The sequence below is a fragment of the Longimicrobiales bacterium genome, from assembly GCA_029245345.1.
Classification (GTDB): Bacteria; Gemmatimonadota; Gemmatimonadetes; order Longimicrobiales; family Gaopeijiaceae; genus CALFPJ01.
Genome location: JAQWPM010000012.1, coordinates 69,279 through 89,757, shown reverse-complemented (window position 1 = coordinate 89,757; position 20,479 = coordinate 69,279). Strand labels below are relative to the sequence as shown.

At 61.9% G+C, this 20,479-nt stretch carries 18 protein-coding genes and 1 riboswitch; of the genes, 14 read left to right on the top strand and 4 right to left on the bottom strand.

What is annotated here, in order from left to right; genetic code table 11:
• The first annotated feature begins 123 nt into the window (after window positions 1–123).
• Window positions 124–223, top strand: a riboswitch (TPP riboswitch).
• A gap of 48 nt (window positions 224–271) precedes the next feature.
• Window positions 272–2,053, top strand: a complete 1,782-nt coding sequence (gene thiC, locus P8L30_03400; GenBank protein MDG2239222.1) for a phosphomethylpyrimidine synthase ThiC — start codon at window positions 272–274, stop codon at window positions 2,051–2,053.
• A 59-nt stretch (window positions 2,054–2,112) separates the two neighbouring features.
• Here thiC and P8L30_03395 read toward each other — a convergent pair whose 3' ends face one another.
• Window positions 2,113–2,973, bottom strand: coding sequence for a M23 family metallopeptidase (locus tag P8L30_03395; protein ID MDG2239221.1), 861 nt, complete (start codon window positions 2,971–2,973; stop codon window positions 2,113–2,115).
• Window positions 2,974–3,132: 159 nt separating this feature from the next.
• Window positions 3,133–3,342 carry a hypothetical protein gene (locus P8L30_03390; protein MDG2239220.1) on the bottom strand — a complete coding sequence of 70 codons (210 nt, stop codon included), beginning with the start codon at window positions 3,340–3,342 and terminating at the stop codon, window positions 3,133–3,135.
• A gap of 355 nt (window positions 3,343–3,697) precedes the next feature.
• Here P8L30_03390 and P8L30_03385 point away from each other — a divergent pair, with 355 nt between their 5' ends.
• From P8L30_03385 to P8L30_03335, 11 genes are all read left to right on the top strand, one after another.
• The gene (locus tag P8L30_03385; GenBank protein MDG2239219.1) at window positions 3,698–4,678 is read left to right on the top strand and encodes an NAD-dependent epimerase/dehydratase family protein; all 981 of its coding nucleotides are present in this window, start codon (window positions 3,698–3,700) and stop codon (window positions 4,676–4,678) included.
• A 3-nt stretch (window positions 4,679–4,681) separates the two neighbouring features.
• A complete protein-coding gene (locus P8L30_03380; protein MDG2239218.1) occupies window positions 4,682–5,914 on the top strand; it encodes an aminotransferase class I/II-fold pyridoxal phosphate-dependent enzyme in 1,233 nt (410 codons plus the stop codon).
• Window positions 5,915–6,027: 113 nt separating this feature from the next.
• Complete coding sequence (locus P8L30_03375; protein MDG2239217.1) at window positions 6,028–7,203, top strand: membrane dipeptidase; 1,176 nt, start codon at window positions 6,028–6,030, stop codon at window positions 7,201–7,203.
• A gap of 329 nt (window positions 7,204–7,532) precedes the next feature.
• Complete coding sequence (locus P8L30_03370) at window positions 7,533–8,915, top strand: M20/M25/M40 family metallo-hydrolase (GenBank protein ID MDG2239216.1); 1,383 nt, start codon at window positions 7,533–7,535, stop codon at window positions 8,913–8,915.
• Window positions 8,915–9,595: a hypothetical protein gene (locus tag P8L30_03365; GenBank protein MDG2239215.1), complete on the top strand. Its 681-nt coding sequence runs from the start codon at window positions 8,915–8,917 to the stop codon at window positions 9,593–9,595. The genes P8L30_03370 and P8L30_03365 overlap by 1 nt, the downstream gene beginning before the upstream one ends.
• On the top strand, window positions 9,592–10,674 hold the full coding sequence (locus tag P8L30_03360) for an alanine--glyoxylate aminotransferase family protein (protein MDG2239214.1): 1,083 nt from the start codon (window positions 9,592–9,594) through the stop codon (window positions 10,672–10,674). The genes P8L30_03365 and P8L30_03360 overlap by 4 nt, the downstream gene beginning before the upstream one ends.
• A complete protein-coding gene (locus P8L30_03355; GenBank protein MDG2239213.1) occupies window positions 10,671–11,882 on the top strand; it encodes an aconitase family protein in 1,212 nt (403 codons plus the stop codon). The genes P8L30_03360 and P8L30_03355 overlap by 4 nt, the downstream gene beginning before the upstream one ends.
• Window positions 11,882–12,394 (top strand): hypothetical protein, encoded by a 513-nt coding sequence (locus tag P8L30_03350; protein MDG2239212.1) that lies wholly within the window; start codon window positions 11,882–11,884, stop codon window positions 12,392–12,394. The genes P8L30_03355 and P8L30_03350 overlap by 1 nt, the downstream gene beginning before the upstream one ends.
• Window positions 12,391–13,644 (top strand): dicarboxylate/amino acid:cation symporter, encoded by a 1,254-nt coding sequence (locus P8L30_03345; protein MDG2239211.1) that lies wholly within the window; start codon window positions 12,391–12,393, stop codon window positions 13,642–13,644. Before P8L30_03350 ends, P8L30_03345 begins: the two co-directional genes overlap by 4 nt.
• Entirely contained in the window at window positions 13,641–14,309 is a 669-nt protein-coding gene (locus P8L30_03340; GenBank protein ID MDG2239210.1) for a copper homeostasis protein CutC, read from the top strand. Before P8L30_03345 ends, P8L30_03340 begins: the two co-directional genes overlap by 4 nt.
• A 150-nt stretch (window positions 14,310–14,459) precedes the next feature.
• Window positions 14,460–16,094, top strand: a complete 1,635-nt coding sequence (locus P8L30_03335) for an amidohydrolase (GenBank protein MDG2239209.1) — start codon at window positions 14,460–14,462, stop codon at window positions 16,092–16,094.
• Between the two features lie 42 nt (window positions 16,095–16,136).
• On the opposite strand, the gene P8L30_03330 is transcribed toward P8L30_03335, so the two are convergent.
• Both P8L30_03330 and P8L30_03325 read right to left on the bottom strand, forming a co-directional pair.
• Complete coding sequence (locus tag P8L30_03330) at window positions 16,137–17,573, bottom strand: serine hydrolase (protein ID MDG2239208.1); 1,437 nt, start codon at window positions 17,571–17,573, stop codon at window positions 16,137–16,139.
• Between the two features lie 122 nt (window positions 17,574–17,695).
• The gene (locus P8L30_03325) at window positions 17,696–17,836 is read right to left on the bottom strand and encodes a hypothetical protein (GenBank protein MDG2239207.1); all 141 of its coding nucleotides are present in this window, start codon (window positions 17,834–17,836) and stop codon (window positions 17,696–17,698) included.
• A 122-nt stretch (window positions 17,837–17,958) separates the two neighbouring features.
• On the opposite strand from P8L30_03325, the gene P8L30_03320 reads away from it, so the two are divergent.
• Together P8L30_03320 and P8L30_03315 are read left to right on the top strand one after the other, a co-directional pair.
• Window positions 17,959–19,593: an amidase gene (locus tag P8L30_03320; protein MDG2239206.1), complete on the top strand. Its 1,635-nt coding sequence runs from the start codon at window positions 17,959–17,961 to the stop codon at window positions 19,591–19,593.
• A gap of 11 nt (window positions 19,594–19,604) precedes the next feature.
• Window positions 19,605–20,474: a fatty acid desaturase gene (locus tag P8L30_03315; protein MDG2239205.1), complete on the top strand. Its 870-nt coding sequence runs from the start codon at window positions 19,605–19,607 to the stop codon at window positions 20,472–20,474.
• Window positions 20,475–20,479: the final 5 nt, after the last annotated feature.

Below are 20,479 nucleotides of genomic sequence, written 5' to 3'. Positions count from 1 at the left end.
TCTGCTCGTCGAGGTTAAGTCTGGCGGAGCACGAATCTATATCGAACAGCGGTCCAATAAACGGATTGAGTCGTGCTCCCGAGCGGAACCTCTCCCCAAGCCTGTACCGACCTCATAGCTTGAATCAGCCGCCAGGGGCACTACGGAAGACACCGTGGTTGAGAACGACCCTTGGAACCTGATCCGGTTCAACCCGGCGTAGGGAGCGCGGCACGACAGGTCCGTAAGGGCTCGCCGCACCCCGCGCTCATTCGCCAAGCAAGAGTGACCTATGAGCAACGATAAAGTCCGTATCGACCTGCCAATCACCGACGCTCCTTTGAACGGAAGCGGCCGTGCCCGAGTGGCTCCGGCGACCGAGGACGTCGGCACGGATTATCCGGGCGCCTTCCCGAACTCTAAAAAGGTTTACATCGAGGGTACTCGTGGCGTCAGAGTCCCGGTACGTGAGATCCAACTGTCGGGCGGGGAACCGCCGTTCCGTGTGTACGACACCAGCGGACCGCGCGACCTCGACGTGCGACAGGGTCTGTCGCCGCTTCGCGACGACTGGATTCGGGCCCGAGGCGAGTTGAGGGAAACCGGCCGGACGCGAGCCCCAGCCGAAGAGGTCGAGATGCCGGAGGGGCTGGCGCGCCGCACGCTGCGCGCGTCCGCATCCGTCACCCAGCTCACGTACGCCCGGAACGGTGAGATCACTCCCGAAATGGAGTTTGTTGCCATCCGTGAGAAGATGGACCCCGAGTTCATTCGCTCTGAGGTCGCACGCGGCCGTGCGATCATCCCGGCGAACATCAATCACCCAGAGATCGAGCCGATGATCATCGGCCGGAACTTCAAGGTGAAGATCAACGCCAACATCGGGAACTCGGCCGTCTCGTCATCGATCGAAGAAGAGGTGGAGAAGCTTCGTTGGTCCACGCTGTGGGGTGCCGACACGGTCATGGACCTCTCTACGGGGAAGAACATCCACGAGACGCGTGAATGGATTCTGCGCAACTCGCCGGTGCCCATCGGTACCGTCCCCATCTATCAGGCGCTCGAGAAGGTGGACGGCGTTCCGGAAGACCTCACATGGGAGATCTTCCGCGACACGATCATTGAGCAGGCGGAGCAGGGGGTCGACTACTTCACCGTGCATGCCGGTGTGCTGCTGCGCTTCATCCCGATGACGGCGAACCGCATGACTGGCATCGTGTCACGCGGTGGAGCGATCCTGGCCAAATGGTGCATGGCGCACCACAAGGAAAACTTCACCTATACGCACTTCCCTGAGTTGTGTGAGATCATGGCTCAATACGACGTCTCGTTCTCTCTGGGTGATGGACTCCGCCCAGGGTCGATCTACGATGCGAATGACGAGGCACAGTTTGCTGAGTTGAAGGTCCAAGGGGACCTGACCCGCATCGCCTGGGAGCACGGAGTTCAGGTCATGAACGAAGGCCCCGGGCACGTTCCCATGCATCTCATCAAGGAGAACATGGAGAAGCAGCTCGAGTGGTGTGACGAAGCGCCGTTCTACACACTCGGGCCGCTCACGACAGACATCGCGCCGGCATACGACCACATCACCAGTGCCATCGGGGCTGCGCAGATCGGCTGGTACGGCACGGCTCTCCTCTGCTACGTGACGCCGAAAGAGCACCTTGGCCTGCCGAACCGTGACGACGTGAAGCGCGGGGTGATCACATACAAGATTGCCGCGCATGCGGCAGACTTGGCCAAGGGCCACCCCGGCGCACAGGACTGGGATGATGCCCTGTCCAAGGCTCGATTCGAGTTCCGCTGGCGCGATCAGTTCAACCTCGCGCTCGACCCGGTCACTGCGCTCGAGTACCACGACGAGACACTCCCCGCCGATGGAGCGAAGGTTGCACACTTCTGTTCGATGTGCGGTCCGAAATTCTGCTCGATGAAGATCACTGAAGACATCCGACAGTTTGCGAAGGAACAGGGGATGGAAACGGTGGAGGCCATCGAGGAGGGCATGAAGCAGATGGCGTCGGAATTCAAGGAGCAGGGCAGCGAGATCTACGTGGAGACCGGGGACTGAAGAGGCTCGATTGAGTCCGGCGTGACATGGGCGTAGCCCATGAGTGCGCCTCTGATGCCTCAGCGAATCCCAGGTAGGCTTCTCGGGTCCACACTCGTCGTCCCATAGCGCACCACCCAATGGAGGTGGGGTCCGGTGACACGCCCTGTCGACCCGACCCGACCGATTGGCGTACCGGCCTCAACCGTGTCGCCCACAGCGACGAGTTGTTCACTCAAGTGGAAGTATCCGCTGAGTAGGCCGCCGCCATGCACCAGGTAGACGATGTTGCCGGCGAGTAGGAAGTCGTCCACGAGCGCCACGATGCCCCGGGTCGGAGCTACCACAGTGTCACCGGGTTCTCCATCGAGATCGAGCGCCATGTGGCGTCCGTTGACCTGCCCGTTGTAGACACGGCCGTTCCCGAAACCCGAAGTCACACGGTCATCTCGGGGCATCACCGGGTTCGGCGTCCACAGGCGTGGAGTCCCGTGAGCGAGGCGGGCCACATCAGCAGCCTTCGCCTGATCGCCTCGAAGCCTTGCGGCGTCCGCGCCGGCGAGAGGCCCGCCCAGTCTGGGAGCCACGGTGAGTCGCTCGTGTTGGTACACTCCGGCCTGGACCGGAACCGCCCGCTCCAACGACTCTTCGGTGCCGTTCTGGTATCGCACCCGAATCGAGACGCTCGCCGCCTCAGTGGTCCCGATCGGCATGGGTGCCAGGCTCTCGAATCCACCGGTCACCGGAACGAAGTGGAGTTCCTGCCCGCCGGCCGTCCCAGAGAGGGATTCGATGGGGCGCCCGGCCTCAGCTTCCACGCGCACGACGAAGAGATGCCCCTGGACGGGACGTTCCGGCGTGAACGAGACGTTGACCGCCGGCAGGGGCAGGAGTGCTGTCGAGACCGTCGAAGCGACGGCGACGAGTAGTCGAAGGAGCATGCATCACACTAGGCGCGCCGCCGCCCCTTCTCAAGCCGGCGCCGCGGGGGTCTCCCGATGTCGAACGATCTCGCGTCTAGTTCACGGCCAGGAGCTTCAGGTCTCGCAGGGAATCGAGACGTTCGGGAGAATGACATTGAAGAAGCCTTCAGCCAGTAGCTATGCCGCGCCGGAAATCGGCCACGCGGCCACCGAGTACAGGATCATCTCTGTCAGCTCATAGTGAGCCTTCATGTTCTCTGCCGGACCGCCCAGGACGGGGTCGTAGTATGGCTCGATCAGGACGACCTCCCACATGGGATCTTCGGCGTCAGGAGCTGGGATGTAGCTCCGCTGCTTGCACACGTTGGTCAAGCAGCCGTCCCGCATGTCGTAGAACTCGCGATCGAGGTCCGCGACTTGGTCGGGGGACGGGGTGCTCAGCGTAGGTGGCGGTTCTTCACAGCAGACTTGTGCCTGGAGCCGGACCGTAACGACGGCGACGAGCAGAAGCGTCAGAAAAAGAGTGGGTATGGTACCACCACCTCTTTGAAGTAATCACATACAACCACGTCTTCTGGGAGAGGCAATAGCGCCAACACATCGGTGCCTTCCCACGCTTGAAATCTAATGTCTGGGTCGCTGGAGAATTCCTTGGTTCTTCCTGAATCACGTGCGGGGATATTTCCCGAAAGCAAGGGTCGCACCACCCGCTAGAGAACACTACATTTCCGCACGATTACTGATGGAAACGACCATCCGAGACCCTCGGGAGTCCATACTCTTGAAACGCATTCTGGTGACCGGATCCGGCGGACAGATCGGCTCTTGGTTGGTACCGGCGCTACGCCGGACTTATGGAGACTCCAAAGTCCTCGCCACGGACGTGAGGCACCTGGATCGTGAGGCGACCGACGCGGGGCCATTCCAGGTGTTGGACGCTACTGACGCGAAGGCCGTGGGTCAGGCAGTCATGCGCCACCGTGCCGACACCGTCTACCACCTCGCGGCCATCTTGTCCGCGATCGGCGAGAAGGATCCTCGGCTGGCTTGGCACGTGAACATGGCCAGCCTCGAGGCCGTGCTCGAAGTCGCGCGGGAGCAGAATTGTGCGGTCTTCACTCCGAGCTCGATCGGTGCGTTCGGTCCAGACACACCCAAAGATCCGACGACGCAGGACACGCTCATGCGTCCGGCTACGATCTACGGGATCACGAAGGTGGCTGGGGAGCTTCTGTGCGACTACTACCACACACGTTACGGGGTGGACACCCGCGGCGTGCGCTTCCCCGGGCTGATCTCCTATGGTGCGCCTCCTGGAGGAGGTACCACGGACTGGGCCGTCGACATCTTCTACAAGGCGGTTCGGCACTCCCAGTACACGTGCTTCCTCAGGGGTAATTCACAGTTGGACATGATGTACATGCCCGATGCCGTTCGCGCGGCGATGCAGGTCATGGAGGCGGACCCGGGGCGTCTCGTTCACCGAAACGCGTTCAACGTCACCGGGATGCAACTCAGTCCGGAAACGCTGGCCGCCGAGATCCGAAAACACATTCCCGACTTCACGATCGACTACGACGTGGACCCGGTTCGGCAGGGGATCGCCGACTCGTGGCCAGATCGAATCGATGACTCTGCGGCACGCGCCGAGTGGGACTGGAACGCCGAGTTCGACGCGGCGGCGATGACCAAAGACATGCTCGAACATCTGGTAGAGGACTGATCCATGCCCGTCGATAGACTGAACGCAGTTTTGGATGCTCACGTGACCGGACTCGAAGAGGCCGGGACCGCGAAGGGTGCCGAGGTGGTGGTAACCGGAGTAGTCCGCGCCCAGGGAGACCATGGCCCGCGCGTTTTGCTCCGCGGCGAGAGCGACAAGCATTTCATTCGTATGAACTCCAATTCGTACCTCGGCATGGGGCTCAACCCCGAAGTCATCGAGGCAGAAGATGCGGCCACGAAGGAATTCGGTGCCGGTCCCGGCGCGGTGCGCTTCATCTCAGGGAGCTACGAGGCTCACCTCGCGCTCGAAGCCAAGATGGCCGCGTTCCATGACCGCGAAGCCGGGATGATTTTTTCGTCGGCTTATGCCGCGATCATGTCGTCCATTACTCCGCTGGTGACGAAGGAGACGGTTCTCATCTCCGATGAGTTGAACCACAACTGCATCATCAATGCGATGAAGTTGAGCCGGCCCGCTGGGAAAGCGATCTACGGACACAACGATGTGGACGGACTCGACAAAGCCCTCGGAGAGTGGAAAGGGAAAGCGAAGCGGGCGATCGTCGTGACAGACGGGATCTTTTCCATGCGGGGTGATCACGCGCCGATGGCTGAGATCATGGATGTGTGCGTCAAACACGATGCTGACTACGAAGAGAACGTCGTCTGCATCATGGACGACTCACACGGAGTTGGCTCGTTCGGCCGGACGGGACGGGGCACCGAAGAGTTCACCGGCGCCCGGCCCGTCGACGTGTTGGTCGGCACGCTCGGGAAGGCCTTTGGAGTCAACGGCGGATATGTCGCTGCAGGTGCGTCGATCATCGACTTCTTGCGAGAGTCGTCGCAGATGTACATCTACTCGAACCCGATCACCGTGGGTGAGGCGGCAGCCGCGTTACGCTCCGTGGAGATCGTGGACAGCCCAGCGGGATTAGAGCTTCTCGAGAACCTCCGCGCGCTCACGAAGCGTTTCGAGAATGGACTGGGTCGCATCGGCATCGAGACGATTCCGGGAGAACACCCGGTGGTCCCCCTCATGATTCGGGACACTCAGGGGACCAGAGATCTTGTGCAGTATCTCTACGACAACGGGGTCCTTGTCACCGGACTTGCATACCCGGTCGTACCTCGCGGTGACGAGGAAATCAGGACCCAAATCAACGCCGACCATACCGAGGCGGACATCGACCACGTTCTCGCCTTGTTGGAGGCCTACCAAGAACGGCAGTAGTGTAGAATGCCCCCCCGAGGCATTTCTCAAAACAACTGAGGCCCGCGCGTGGAGAAGCAAAACGAGACGACTTTGGCGAAAATCACGGACGCTGCCAGACGAGAGGCGGGGGAGTGAGCCGCCGCGACCTCAGTCGTCGCTCCCTCCTGAAGGGCGCTGTTGGTGCGGTAGGACTCGGGATGGTCGCCCCTTTCGTATCGACCGGGCGCCACCAGCTTTTTGCGTGGTCACCCCAAGAGTACTCGACCCGATGCATCGATCTGGTGGAAGGCTCGCTCGTGATCGACATGCTGGGCCTGCTGTCTCTGAACGGTGAAACGGAGCAACGGTGGGGACCTGGCTTCGACGGGATGACCGCGGAAGACATCGAACATTTCAAGGCGTCCGGCATCGACGTCTTCCACATCGCATCGGGTGTTGGCGGCGTCACGCAACAGGACGCGTACCAGAACTGTCTGGCGTTCGTGAGCCAGTACAACTCCATCGTCGCGAACCGACCAGACGTCTTCATGCGCATCGATTCGGTCACGGACCTGGCTGCGGTGCACAATTCGGATCGAACAGGGGTGCTCATTGGAATCCAGGATTCCTCGCACTTCAGAAATCCGAACGACGTGAACACGTTCCACGCTCTGGGTCAGCGTGTGAGTCAGCTCACATACAACTCCCGCAACTTGATCGGGAACGGCTCGACCGAGCGCATCGACGGCGGTATTAGTGACTTCGGTGTTCGGATCGTGGAGAGAATGAACGAGGTCGGCATGGCGGTCGACGTCTCGCACTCAGGAGACCAGACGACGCTCGATGCCTGCGAAGTCTCAGTAAAACCGGTGTTATTCACCCACTCCAATGTGCGAGACCTCGCCGCGGGGCATCCCCGTTGTAAGACAGATGAAGCGATTCGGAGGATGGCCGCCACGGGTGGCGTGATGGGCATTACCGGTGTCCGCATGTTCGTGACCACGGAAGAGCCCACTACGATCGAGCACTACATGGACCACTTCGATCACGTGCGGGACTTGGTCGGCGTGGAGCACCTCGGCATCGGGTCCGACATCGACCTCTTCGGTTATGACGACATGCCGGCCGACGCGTACGCTGCGCTAAAAGCCAACTACAAAGGTTCGTATGCGTTCCGCGACAAGATCGACATCGATGAAGTGGCACACCCCAAGCGGATGTTCGATGTGGCTGAAGGACTCATCCAGCGCGGATACACCGACGAACACATCCGTGGGATCCTAGGTGGCAACTTCCAGCGCGTCTTCGGAGAGATCTGGGGCGCGTGATCCCAGCTCGTAGGATTCGGCCTAGAGGTTCGCGGCCCACAGGGTAGCGTGGCGCAGAACCATCGCTTCGACAACACGTATTGCGAGAAGATCTTCGAGGCGTTCGAGCGTCTCTACACCGATGAGTTCGCCGGGACAGGCGTACGTCTCGCGACGGCTCGTAGATCGTACGCCGGCAAGGCGGCGATATATGGGCCGTCGGTGAACCGGATGAAGGCGCGACGTTCTGGTTCTCTACGATAGGGCCCAAATAGCGAATGACCTGACGCCTCTTGGCGGGCTCGCTCGATCCGTGCACAATGCGAGGTCCCAAACCATCTGGAGCTCTTATGCGAAGACGTGTCTGTCTCTTCTTGATCGCTGCCGGCCTGTCTGTTTCACCCCTGGTCGCCCAGGACTTCGCCGCTTCGGGTGACGAGGCCATTTCGCTCCTGCAAGGCATGGTCCGCATCGACTCGAGTTCGCCTCCTGGGAACGAGACCGAGGTGTGCGAGTTCATCCAGGGTGTGCTCGCCGCGGAAGGCATCGAGTCCCACATCTACGAGATGGAGCCGGGCCGAGGAAATCTGGTCGCGCGCATTCCCGGGAATGGCTCCAAGCGCCCGATCCTGCTCATGGGACACATCGACGTGGTCGGAGTCGAACGAGATTCATGGACGGTGGACCCATTCGCCGCCGTGATCAAAGACGGCTACCTGTGGGGTCGTGGCGCGCAGGACGACAAGGGTATGACGGCAGGTGCGCTCGAGGTTTTTCTGATGATCGCGCGGTCGGGTATCGAACTCGACCGGGACGTCATCTTCATGGCCAATGCGGGTGAAGAGGGGATGGCCCATCTCGGGGTCGAGTTCATGGTCGCCGAACACTTCGATAAGATCGATGCGGAGTTCGCGCTCAACGAGGGTGGGGGCTTTTCGCTGATCGACGGCGAAATCACCCGCCTGACCGTTGCGACGACGGAAAAAGTGAGTACGCGCATGCGGCTGGTGGCCAGTGGAACGTCGGGTCACGGATCCCGGCCCAGGCCCGACAATCCCATCGTGGCTTTGGCCCGAGCGGTAGCGAAGTTCGGTTTATGGCAGCCCCCCATGCGCCTGAATTCCACGACGCGAGAGTACTTCCGTCGCATGGCTGAAATTTCGTCTCCTGAGACTGCTTACCTCTACCGGAATCTGGAAAACCCCGAGATCACGGACCTGGTTCAGGAGCAACTGAGGCTTACGGACCTCACGGCGAACTCCATGCTACGTACCTCGGTTTCACCGACGATCATCGAGGGTGGCTTTCGCCGAAACGTCATTCCTGCGGAAGCCATCGCCACGCTCGATATCCGCGCCTTGCCTCAAGAGGATACGCTTTGGCTCAAGGCGGAGATTGAGCGGGTAGTGGACGATTCGACAATAGAGGTGGTGCGTTTCGGGGCACGTCGCCCGGTGTCGGACCCGATGCCCATCGACTCCGATCTGTTTCGCGCCATGGAAAAGATCCAGGCCGACCTATTTCCGGCGGCGACCACGATACCGACCATGCTGACGGGGGGGACCGATTCCTCGCAGCTGCGGGCGGCTGGGATTCTCGCGTATGGCATTGGACTCCCAACGGACCCGGCGACGGGATCGCGAGCACACGGGAACGATGAACGAACACCCATAGCCGGGATGCCGCTCTTCGTAGAGTTCCTATACAAAACCGTTCTGGAGATCTCGAACTGATGTCGACTCACGGAGCCATCGGATTCCGGATCTTCACGGACACGCCGCGGCCGTCGCCCGATTTGGTGGAGGCCTTCAGGGGTAAGGCGTCTTCGAACGTTGCAGACGCGATGGGTCGATTCCACTTCATGGACCCCGGCATCCAGAATCGGACGGGCTTGCCGATGTGTGGGGTCGCCGTCACCGTGAGTGTGCGACCGGGTGACAACCTCATGGTGCACAAAGCTTTAGAGGTCGCCTCTCCGGGTGATATCGTAGTCGTGAGCACGAACGGAAACACGACCAGTGCGGTCTTTGGTGAGCTGATGTGTCACTCTGCGGTCGCAGCGGATCTGGGCGGTATCATCGTGGATGGCGCGATCCGGGATGCCGACGGATTGAAGACGCTCGGTTTTCCGGCGTTTAGTCGAGTCGTAAACCCAGGTGGGTGCGACAAGGACGGCCCAGGGGAGATCAATATCCCTATCTCGTGCGGTCACACTGCGGTGCTTCCCGGAGACATCATTGTTGGTGATGCCGACGGCATCGCAGTCGTCCCCCTCGCGGACGCCCAGCAGGTGCTGGAAAGGGTCCGAGCCCTCGAGGACCGGGAAGAGAAACGCGTCGCAGCGATCGCATCAGGCGACGTGTTCAAGGCCGAGATTGACGAGACACTTCGCCGGAAGGGTGCAATCGAGTGAGGGAAGATGCCTTGCTCATGACTCCGGGACCCACGCGGATCCCGGAAAGAGTGCTACTCGCGTCGCATCGCGTACTTCACCACCGGACGCCTGAATTCTCCGACGTGTTGGACGAGACCTTCGATCTCATTCGCCCCTTTTTTGGGGCGGCGTCCGCGGACGTGCTGCCCGTACATGCGACGGGCAGGGCAGCTATGGAGGGTGCGATCACTAATTTCTTCGCGCCCGGGGATGCGGTCGTGGCGTGTTGCAACGGCAGCTTCGGAGAGATGTGGGCGGAATTCGCCGAATCCTACGGCCTCGACGTGCGCCGTGTGTGTGAGGACTGGGAGCACAGCGTCGACCCGGCTGTGGTCGAGGCCGCGTTGGCGGGAGGGGGCGTGCGGGGTGTCCTGTGCACGCATTCGGACACCAGCACCGCTGTATTGAACCCCATCGCTCAGATCGCTGCGGTCGCTCGAAGCCACGGATCGCTGATCCTGGTCGATGGCATCAGTTCCGTTGGGGGCGCGCCCTTCTCCTTCGATGCATGGGATCTCGACTTCGCGGTCACGTCATCTCAGAAATGTTTGATGGCGAGCCCGGGGCTCTCGTTTGCAGTCGTAGGAGAGCGTGCTTGGCAGGCCGTGGAGCGGTCCCCATTCCCGAAGAACTACCTGTCATTTGAGGCCATCCGCTCGACCTTGGCGCGGGATCGTGCTGAGACACCGGGCACGACCCCGGTGTCGTTAGTGCTCCAGGTGAGGGAGGGGCTTCGTATCCTCACCGAGGAGGGTCTCGATCACGTCTTTGAACGGCATGCGGAGATGGCGGAGCGGGTGCGTACAGGGACACGTGCGCTCGGCTTTGGTCTCTTAGGCGCGGGTATTCACCAGCGCTCCCCAACGCTGACGGCACTGACGGTTCCAGACGGTGTCGATGCCAATGCATACCGCGTGAAGGTGCGGAGCGGCGGGGTACAGATCGCGGTCGGGTTGCGGTCGTATGCTGGTAGTTGTGTTCGCGTGGGCCACATGGGTGATATTCGGATGGACGACGTAGAACGTACGCTGGAAGTGATGCGGTCGGCCCTTTCGTGACCGGGCTCACGTTTTCGGAAAAAGTGCTCGGGGCCAAATCCGGAACGGATGCTCGGGCGGGTGACATCGTTGTCGGTGAACCGGACCTGATCTTGGGCACGGACGGCTCGACCCCCATGGCCATCGACTACTATGAGGCCATGGGTGGTGGGGCGGTTGTAGCCCCCGAGCGCGTACTGCTGGCCCGGGATCACTACGCGCCTCCGACATCTCCGGCCACACAAGCGTTCCACTCCCGTATGGAGGAATTTGCCGCCGCGCACGGCATCGAGCTGCTGGCTGTCGGAGGTGGGATCAGTTTCCTCGTCGCTCTGGAAACGGGGCGCGTGGCGTCGGGGCATCTCGTAATTGGAGGGGACAGCCACACCGTCACGTGCGGAGTTGCGGGTGCGTTCGCCACCGGGGTTGGGTCGTCGGACCTGGCTGCCGCCTTCAAGACCGGTAAGGTCTGGCTTCGTGTCCCCGACACAACTCGTGTGGATCTGTCGGGCGTCATGGCAACGGGCGTCACCACCAAAGACGTCGCCCTGGAGTTGGTTGCACGGCTGGCTGGGGTTGTCAGCCCGTTCACTGCGCTGGAATTCGTGGGGCAGGGGGTGCGAGAACTTCCGCCAGAAGACCGAATCGTCTTATGCAACATGGTGGCCGAGATGGGCGGGATGGCCGGTGTGTTCCCGACCTCGGAATGGGCGTCGGACGACCACGCGGCATTCGCTTCGACCGTCTCGGTCGAACTCGGCGAGATCGACCCGCTCGTGGCTTTGCCTCATGACCCAGGGAATCGGGTCCCAATAGGTGATGCCCTCGGTCGGGAGGTCGATTGGGTTTTCCTCGGCACCTGCGCGGGCGGCCGTGCCGACGACTTCCGGGAAGCTCTTCGAGTCCTGCGCGCTGCTGGAGGGATCGCCAACGGTGTGACCGTGGCCGCCGCCCCGCCGACCGCGGCAGTACGGGCAGTTTTGGTCGACGACGGGACACTTGCTGCGCTCGAAGGGGCGGGGGTCTTGATTGCGGAAACCGGGTGTGGACCCTGTTGTGGCACATCAGGCCCCCTTCCCCCGCCCGGTGCTCGGGTAATATCAACCGCCAACCGCAATTTCCGGGCGCGCATGGGCGAGCCGAGCATCGAGATCATGCTGGGGTCACCTGCTACGTGTGCGGCAGCGGCTGCGGCGGGGTATGTGGTCGATCCACGCGAGGTGGCCTGATGCTGACCTTTGCCGGACGGGCGCGGAAGCTCGGTGACTCGATCAATACGGACTACATCATCTCATCTTCTCGAAAGAGAGAGACGATCGATCCGGATGTGCTCAAACAGTGGCTACTGGAATCTGTAGATCCCGACTTCGCCGCTTCGGTGCAGCCCGACGATGTTCTGGTCGCTGGTGAACAGTTCGGCTCGGGGTCAGCCATGGAGGTCGCGGTTACCGTCGTGCTTGCCGCCGGGATTCGGGTCGTAGTGGCGAAGAGCTTCTCGCGGACCTACTACCGAAACGCGCTGAACAACGGCCTCGTGCCTATAGAGATCGACAGCACCTCGATCGCGGAACATGCACGGTTGCGAATCGAGATCGATGCTCTTGGAATCAGAGTCGACGACGACACGGCCCAACTGCGGATTGATGCGGCCCCCTTTTCTCCGTTTGCGTTGAAGTTGCTTCAGGCGGGAGGGATCGTGCCTCTCGTCGCGCGGACAGGGGACCTGGAGAGCGTCAGTTGAAGCTCACGACGAAGATCCTGATCGGGCTCGTGTTGGGCATCGTGTCCGGGATTGTCGCTCAGGCCGTCGGAGGAGTGGCGCTCTCCATCGTGCTGGCGTTGGAACCGATCGGGACCGTGTTCATCCGCCTTATCAGCATGGTCGTGGTACCGCTGGTGGTCGCGAGTCTGCTGTTGGGGGTGGCGTCCGTGGGCGACGTGAGGGCTGTGGGCCGCATCGGTGGGAAGGCGTTGGGCTACTTCCTCGTCACAACCGTCATTGCGGCGATGATTGGGTTAGGACTCGGCCTCGCGGTGCAACCGGGAAGCTCGATCGAGTCGGACCAGCGGGACGCCATCGCAGCCCAATATTCGGACCGAGGGGAAGAGTCGGCGGAGCGGGCACAGACCGTGTCGCTCATGGAACGGTTCGTGGCGATCATCCCGAGGAATCCAGTGGCGGCCGCCGCGAATATGGATCTACTCGGGCTGATTTTCGCGACGCTTGCGTTTGGAGCCGCCCTGTCGGGGCTCCCGGCGGAGAGACGCGAGCCGGTCGTAGCCTTCTTCCGCGGGGTCAACGCTGCGGCCGCCGTGATCATCGACTGGGTAATGAAACTGGCTCCGTATGCGGTCTTTGTGTTGATTGCCGGGGCCTTGGCGCGGTTCGGAGCCGATCTCCTGCAGGCGCTGCTCGTGTACTCTGTCTTGGTCATCGCGGGCGAGCTGTTTCACACCTTCGTTGTGCTGTCGGGGATGCTGAAGCTCGCCGGGATCTCCGTGCGGGCGTTTTGGAAGCATGTGGCTGCGGCGCCAATCCTCGCGTTCTCAACGGCATCCTCGAATGCGACGTTGCCCGTGAGCTTGGAGGTATCGGAGAAGAATCTCGGTGTTTCGAACGAGGTCGCGAGCTTCGTGCTCCCCGTAGCGGCGACACTGAACATGAATGGAAGCGCCTTGTACAAGGCGCTGACGGCGGTGTTTGTCGCCCAGGTCTACGGGGTGCCACTCGGTGGCGCGGAGTACGTGGTCATCATCGTCACGGCCACGCTGGCGGCACTGGCTGGCGTCGGCGTTCCAGGGAGCTCGCTCGTTACGACGCTCATTGTCCTGACGGCGATCGGCATGGGGGCTGAGGCAGCCGCCGGGATTGCGCTTGTTGCCGGTCTCGATCGTTTCCTCGACATGTTCCGCACGGGCACGAACATCGTGGGGGACCTCACCGCTGCCGCCATTGTCGCGAAGTCCGAAGGGGAGACCCTCAACGCGTGACCGTCGTGGTCGAGGGATGTGTCACCTCGCTGGCGGAGGCCAGGGAGTGCGCCGATTCCGGTGCGGACCGACTCGAACTCTGTTACGACCTCGACGTGGACGGCGTCACGCCAGGCACGGCACTCGTGGAAGCAGTGGTTCAGGCGATCCAGATCCCCGCGTTCGTCATGGTTCGTTCTCGACCCGGGCCGTTCGTGTACGCCCCGGATGAAGTGGCTGCCATGGAAGAAACCGTCCGGGAGATGAAGGCTGCCGGTGCAGCGGGCATCGTCGTGGGTGCGCTGACCGATCGCGGGACCGTGGACCAGGAGGCGCTCCGGCGGTGGGTCGCCGCGGCCGGTTCTCTTCCGGTGACCTTCCATCGCGCGTTCGACGAAATCAGCGACGGTTCGGCGGCCTTGCACACACTGATGGACATTGGCGTCAGTCGTGTCCTGACGGGTGGAGGTCCGGGCCGGGCCGTGGACCAGGCGACAGCACTCGCCGGGCTCGTGGATGCTGCCCAGGACCGGATCGGGATCATCGCCGCCGGCGGAGTACGCGCCGACCACGTCTCTGTGCTTGTTGCTCGGACCGGGGTGGCAGAGGTGCACGCGCGCGCCGAGGGTGTCCGCGCCTTGGTGCGGGGATTAGAGGGTCCCGTCACAACGAACGCTGCGCGGTAGTCCCCGAGAGCGTGGAACGACATGTGACATCCTCGGCAGGTCCGTTCGACTGTCTCTTACTTGCCCTGCTCCCACCGCGGCCGCATCGTGACCGCGGCGGCCCATCCCAGGTCTCGCCCGAGAACGCACACTGCTCCGGAGGCACCTCGCATGCGTCGCACGACGTTCAGCTCGATCTTCTGCACCCTCGCACTCGCCGTCTTCCTTCCATCAGGATTGGTGGCTCAAGCCGACCCACGGTTGGACGACCTCAAGGATGAAGCCCTCGAAATGGTGCAGGCGGACGCCAAGCAGGTGCAGGAGATCGTCGACATGCTCTTCAGCTTCGGTGAGTTGGGCATGCAGGAGTTCGAGACGCAGCGGTACCTGACGGGGATTCTCGCAGACGCTGGCTTTGACATCGAGCTCGGTGTGGCAGGTATGCCGAGTGCCTGGACCGCTCGGTGGTCCAACGGAACCGGTCAGCCCGTGATCGCTCTTGGGTCGGATGTGGACGGCATCCCGCAGTCGAATCAGAAGCCGGGTGTGGCATACCGCGACCCAATCCTTTCCATGGCTCCGGGGCACGGGGAAGGGCACAACTCCGGACAAGCCGTGAACATCGTCGCGGCGCTCAACGTGCAAGAGCTCATGGAGCGCGAGGGGATCGACGGTACTCTCCTCATCTGGCCGGGCATTGCAGAGGAGCAGCTCGGCTCCAAGGCGTTCTTCGTTCGTGATGGCGTATTCGATGGCGTCGACGTGAATCTGTTCACGCACGTGTCTTCCAATTTCTCGATGACGTGGGGCCACACGAGCGGTAACGCGCTCGTTTCCGCGCAATTCCGCTTCCAAGGGGAGACCGCCCACTCGGCCGGGTCACCGTGGCGCGGTCGTTCGGCGCTCGACGCGGTGATGTTGCTGGCGCAGGCGTGGGAGTTCAAGCGCGAGCATCTGCGGCCACCACAGCGTTCGCATTACATCATTGTGGAGGGTGGTGACCAGCCCAACGTCGTGCCTCAGTTCGCGACGATCTGGTTCTTCTTACGTGAAGTGGACTACGAGCACGTCACGGAGATGTACGATGCGGCAAAGTTGATGGCTGAAGGCGCGGCGCTCATGACCGGAACCCAGATCGACACCATTATGACGATCGGCTCGGCGTGGAACCGACACTTCAGCAAGCCGGTCGCGGAGATGAGCCAGGCCAACATCGAGCGCGTCGGACTCCCCGAGTGGAGCGATGACGACATCGCGCTCGCCAACGCCCTCCAGGGAGAGATGGGGCAGGAGCCGAGAGGGCTCTCGACCGAAGTGCCTCCGCTCCGCGGACCGATCGATCTCGCCACCTACGCGGGTGGTGGTTCGGACGACATCGGTGACGTGTCCTGGAATATGCCGACGGTCACCATGCGTTATCCGGCGAATATGCCTGGTGGGCCCGGTCACAACTGGGCGAACGGTATCGCCATGGCGACGCCTATCGCCCACAAGGGCTCGTTGGCGGGTGCGAAGGTCCAGGCGCTCACTCTGCTCGACCTCTTCTTGGACGGAGAAACCGTCGATGCGGCCTGGGACTACTTCAATGACGTCCAGATGGTGGACATGGAGTACACACCGTTCATCACTGCGGACGACAAGCCGGCCATCTTCTTGAACGAGGGGATCATGGCCCAATGGCGCGAACGCATGCGGCCCTATTACTACGACCCGACTCGCTTCGGCACGTATCTCGAGCAACTCGGAATCGAGTATCCCATGATTCGGACCCGGCCCATCAGCGAGGACCGCGACGAAGGACGGTAACCCTCGATGTCGGGCCGTGAGTGAGCGGAATGCAACGTCGGGCTAGCGCGCGCGCTCGAACCTCAGGTTCCGCGCCCGTGCCTGGCCCACGAACATGTCGCCAAGGCTCCCGTCTGGGTTTCGTTCGAAACGGACAGGTCGGAAGAAGAGGCCTGTGCTCGTGAAAATATCCGTGGCAGTTGGTGTCATCTGCACTCGACCGTGCCGGTAGTGATCGGCGACCAGCCGGCCGTTCACCGCCGACAGGACATAGCGGGTGTCGAGCTCTTCACTGAACCACTCTCCTGTGAACTCTGCTAGGGCGGTCTCGGAAAGCGTGGGCCCTGGTTCCTGGTCGGCGGGTTCCGACTCCTCTCTCGGGGGCGGAGAAGATCCTAGTTCGTCGTCAAAAAAAATGTCCGCGAGGCGATTCGCAGTTCGGGTGGGATCGTAGTTCGCGGAGTTCGACAAGACGACGATGCCTGCGTTCAGGGTTGGCAGGTGTATGATCGCGGTCCTATTTCCTGCCCATGACCCGGTGTGGCTCCACGTTGGGATCCCGCGATAGCTCCCCGTCGAGATCCCGTAGGCGTAGGCGATCGTGTCCCCCGAATTGAGAACTCCTCGGGTGTGCATTCGGTCGATCACAGCTGGGCCGCCCACCGCGTGGGTGTCGAAATTCGTGAGCCACTTCACGAGATCGTCGACAGAGCTGTGTAGGGAACTCGATCCCAGCGCGGTTAGACCGTTTGGTGATTCGAGCCAACCCGCGCCCGGTACCAACGAGTGTCCGCGAGCACGTAGAGGAACCACTTCTAAGTGGTTGTCCTGGAACAGACTGCTTTCCATTCCCAGCGGCGCGAAGATGTTTTCGTCCGTCCATTCTCGAAACGTCTGCCCCGTGGCGCGCTGAACGATCTCCGCGAGGAGGTTGTACCCGGTATTCGAGTAGCTGTACTCGTCGCCGGACGGAAAGTTGAGCTCCTTTTGTGCCCATGTCATGCGTAGGATCTGATCGAAGGAGATTACGTCGTCGAAGCGCCACCCAGCGATCGCCAACGTGATCGGCCAGTCGCGGATGCCACTCATGTGATGAACAAGATGACGAACAGTGAGTGGGGCGCCGAAGTCTGCGAGTTCCGGTAGGTACTCTCTGACCTCGGCATCCAGATCGACAAGACCGGACTCGACCAACGACGCGATGGCGAAGCCGCCGAACTGTTTCGACACCGATGCGATGTCGAACACCGTCGCCGGGGTGATGGGCACGTGCTGGTTCAGATCCGCCATGCCGTAACCGGCCCGGAAGAGGACTTCTCCGTTGCGAACCACCGCGACTGCAGCTCCCGGCGTATTCTCCCCAAATACTCTGAACATCCGATCGACCTGAGACTGTTGGTCCTCTGTCTGGGCCCGGGTTTGGCCGGGCTGGCCCAGGAGGAGCGAAACAGGTAGGCATGCGCAGACAAGTCGGCGGAGTGTGCGGATACGATTCGTCATAGGTCTTCACCGGCTCAGAGGGTGCGTGGCAGACTACGAGGGGCGAAACCGCGCACGCAAGCCGCCCTCGCCGCGCGCCAACATGGCCGAATCCCCGCCTGCACCACACATTGGCGCTCACTTCAGAAGCCATTAAACGCATCAGCGCCGCTCTTGAATGGCGCTACTGCGTCGAGCGTTTTCATGGGCGACCCCACCACCTGACTTGGCGCCGATGCGGACGCGACGCTCACGATCGTCACCAACTGGTTCACGGAGCTCAAGGAGCGGCTAGGAAAAGGCAACGAGCTGACCCCGCCGTCTTGCCGCCTCGGTCCCTGCGGCGCATCGTGTCATATACTGGTTCGGCAGCCCAGCCGCGCCGGAAGGACCCACGGAGGAACCGATGTCCAAGTTGCCCTTAGAACGCCGTGACTTCCTCAAGGCGGCCGCAGCAGCTGCGGCCACCGGCGCTGTCTCGCCAGCCTCGCTTCTTGCCGCTGACGGGCCGATTTCGGATGCCACGCGCAGCAACGTTCCCCCGCAACAACAGGGCCCGCCCCCCGTACCCCTCGGTAACGGCGAGCACCCCGCGTTGGTCTACCAGGCCTACCCTGGCGGTACGGGATCGCTGTACGAGAAGTGGCACGCCCAGGGCGTGAATCCGTTCGAACGCCACGCCATCGAGATCCCGACGTGGCCAGGCGCGGTGCCCACCAACGAAGAGGACATCGCGTTTCTGCCCGTGCATCGCCTGTCGGCGCTCGTGCGAGACCGGCACATCTCCTCCGTTGACCTCACAGAGCTGTATCTGGACCGTCTGAAGCGGTATAACCCGGTGCTCCTCTGTGCGGTCACGATCTTGGAAGACCGGGCACGAGAGGAAGCTCAAGAGGCTGACGCCCAGCTCCGGCAGGGGAATTGGCTCGGTCCGCTCCATGGGATCCCGTATGGCATCAAGGACCTCTTCATGATCGAAGGGGCGCCCACGACGTGGGGTTCTGAAGTTTTCGCCGATCAGCACTTCGGTGAGGACGCCGAAATTGCACTGCGGCTCCGTGCTTCGGGTGCGGTCCTGCTCGCCAAGCTCGCGACGGGTGAGTTCGCCCGCGGCGACCAGTGGTTCCGGGGAAGAACTCGGAATCCGTGGAATATCGAGGAGGGCTCGAGTGGGTCGTCCGCGGGGCCCGGCTCGGCCACGGCTGCCGGTTGCGTGGGCTTCGCCATCGGCACGGAGACTCAGGGTTCGATCGTGTCTCCGGCGCGACGAAATGGTATTTCGGCGCTCCGGCCCACCTTCGGAAGCGTGAGCCGGCACGGCGGTATGGTGTTGTCTTGGAGCATGGACAAGGCCGGACCCATGTGCCGCAGCTCGATGGATTGTGCGCTTGTCTTTGAGGCGATGCGAGGTGCGAGCGAGCGCGATCCCGCGACGGTGACGGCGCCGTTTCGTTTCGACGCGAATGCCGGCATCAATGGCTTCCGCATCGGGTTCGATGAGAATGCTCCACGGGAGTTTCTCGATCAGCTCGAGGACCTTGGTGTGACGCTCCGTGAGATGAACCCGATGCCTCGGGGCAGCTCGAACTCGCTCGGGGTCGAGTCCTCGGCCGCATTCGACTTCCACATTGCGCCCGATGGCGTGGAGCCGGAGCCGTTGCCCGACGATCTCAGCCCCGGTGAGCGAAGGAGCCGCGGTCGCTTCCGCTCGGGACGCGACGTTCGTGGCATCGACTTCGTAAACAGCCAACGTCGTCGCCTCATCCTCATGAAGGAGATGGCGGAGGCGATGGAAGGCTTCGACATGTTCGTGAGTGGATCCGGAGAGGTGGGCCTGACCAACCAGACCGGCCACCCGGCGGCCATCGTACCCTACGGCTTCGGGCTCCGGAATGCCGATGCCGACAACCCTTCCACGATGCCGCTCACGACCACGTTACTCGGAGACTTGTTCGCGGATGACAAGGTCCTTGCCGTCGCCCATGCCTTCCAGAAGGCGACGGATTGGCATCTGCGGCGTCCTGATATGAGCTACGGCTAAGGATCTAGGCCATGCTCAGGTACCGGCGGGATATTCAGACCGTAGCCTTTATGGCGCTGACCACTGGGCTCTTGGTGGTCCAATGGCAGCGGGAGAGCTGGAGCCCCTGGCTGTGGTTCGCTTCGCTGTGGATGGGCCTCACGGTTGCAGTCATGACCCATAACCACAATCACGTCCGCACGTGGACGGCGGCGTGGATGAATCGGTTGCACGATTGGTGGCTCACCGTGTTCTACGGCTTCCCAGTTTTCGCGTGGGTTCCAACGCACAACAAGAACCATCACAAGTTCAACAACCGTGAGGGTGATCACACGATCTGGTATCGGCACTCTGAGCGAAACAACGCGGTTACGCTGCTGTCCTATCCAGCGATTTCCAGCTGGTTTCAGCAAAGGCCGATCGTGCAGTACCTGGCCTTCCAGAAGGAGCGCAATCCGGCGGAGTTCCGATGGTGTTTATCTCAGTACGTCGTCCTGGGAGCCTGGATTGCCGCAGCATTGTGGATCGACTGGAAGAAGGCGCTTCTCTATGTGGTTGCGCCCCAACAGTTCGCGCTGTTCGCGGTGCTGGTGCTGAATTACCTCCAGCATGTGCATGCGAACGAGGAGTCTGAGTGGGACCACTCGCGGAATTTCGTTGGAGGGTTGGCGAACTTCCTGCTGCTGAACAACGGATTCCACACAGTTCATCACGAGTGGCCCGGTGTGCATTGGAGTCAGGCTCCAGCTAAACACCGGGAGATCGAACACCACATCGACCCAGCGCTGAACGAACCGAACATCATTTGGGCGCTCTTCAGGATCTACGTTTTGGGGCTCGTGTTCCGGCGATTCCGCACCAGGAATTTGAGGCAGGAGCGGATCGCTCGAGAAGCCCTGTAGTAATG

Bases quoted from the DNA above. Each gene is read 5' to 3' on its own strand.
- thiC (MDG2239222.1), top strand. From the start codon at position 272: ATGAGCAACGATAAAGTCCGTATCGACCTGCCAATCACCGACGCTCCT.
- P8L30_03395 (MDG2239221.1), bottom strand. From the start codon at position 2,973: ATGCTCCTTCGACTACTCGTCGCCGTCGCTTCGACGGTCTCGACAGCA.
- P8L30_03390 (MDG2239220.1), bottom strand. From the start codon at position 3,342: ATGCGGGACGGCTGCTTGACCAACGTGTGCAAGCAGCGGAGCTACATC.
- P8L30_03385 (MDG2239219.1), top strand. From the start codon at position 3,698: ATGGAAACGACCATCCGAGACCCTCGGGAGTCCATACTCTTGAAACGC.
- P8L30_03380 (MDG2239218.1), top strand. From the start codon at position 4,682: ATGCCCGTCGATAGACTGAACGCAGTTTTGGATGCTCACGTGACCGGA.
- P8L30_03370 (MDG2239216.1), top strand. From the start codon at position 7,533: ATGCGAAGACGTGTCTGTCTCTTCTTGATCGCTGCCGGCCTGTCTGTT.
- P8L30_03365 (MDG2239215.1), top strand. From the start codon at position 8,915: ATGTCGACTCACGGAGCCATCGGATTCCGGATCTTCACGGACACGCCG.
- P8L30_03350 (MDG2239212.1), top strand. From the start codon at position 11,882: ATGCTGACCTTTGCCGGACGGGCGCGGAAGCTCGGTGACTCGATCAAT.
- P8L30_03335 (MDG2239209.1), top strand. From the start codon at position 14,460: ATGCGTCGCACGACGTTCAGCTCGATCTTCTGCACCCTCGCACTCGCC.
- P8L30_03330 (MDG2239208.1), bottom strand. From the start codon at position 17,573: ATGACGAATCGTATCCGCACACTCCGCCGACTTGTCTGCGCATGCCTA.
- P8L30_03320 (MDG2239206.1), top strand. From the start codon at position 17,959: ATGTCCAAGTTGCCCTTAGAACGCCGTGACTTCCTCAAGGCGGCCGCA.
- P8L30_03315 (MDG2239205.1), top strand. From the start codon at position 19,605: ATGCTCAGGTACCGGCGGGATATTCAGACCGTAGCCTTTATGGCGCTG.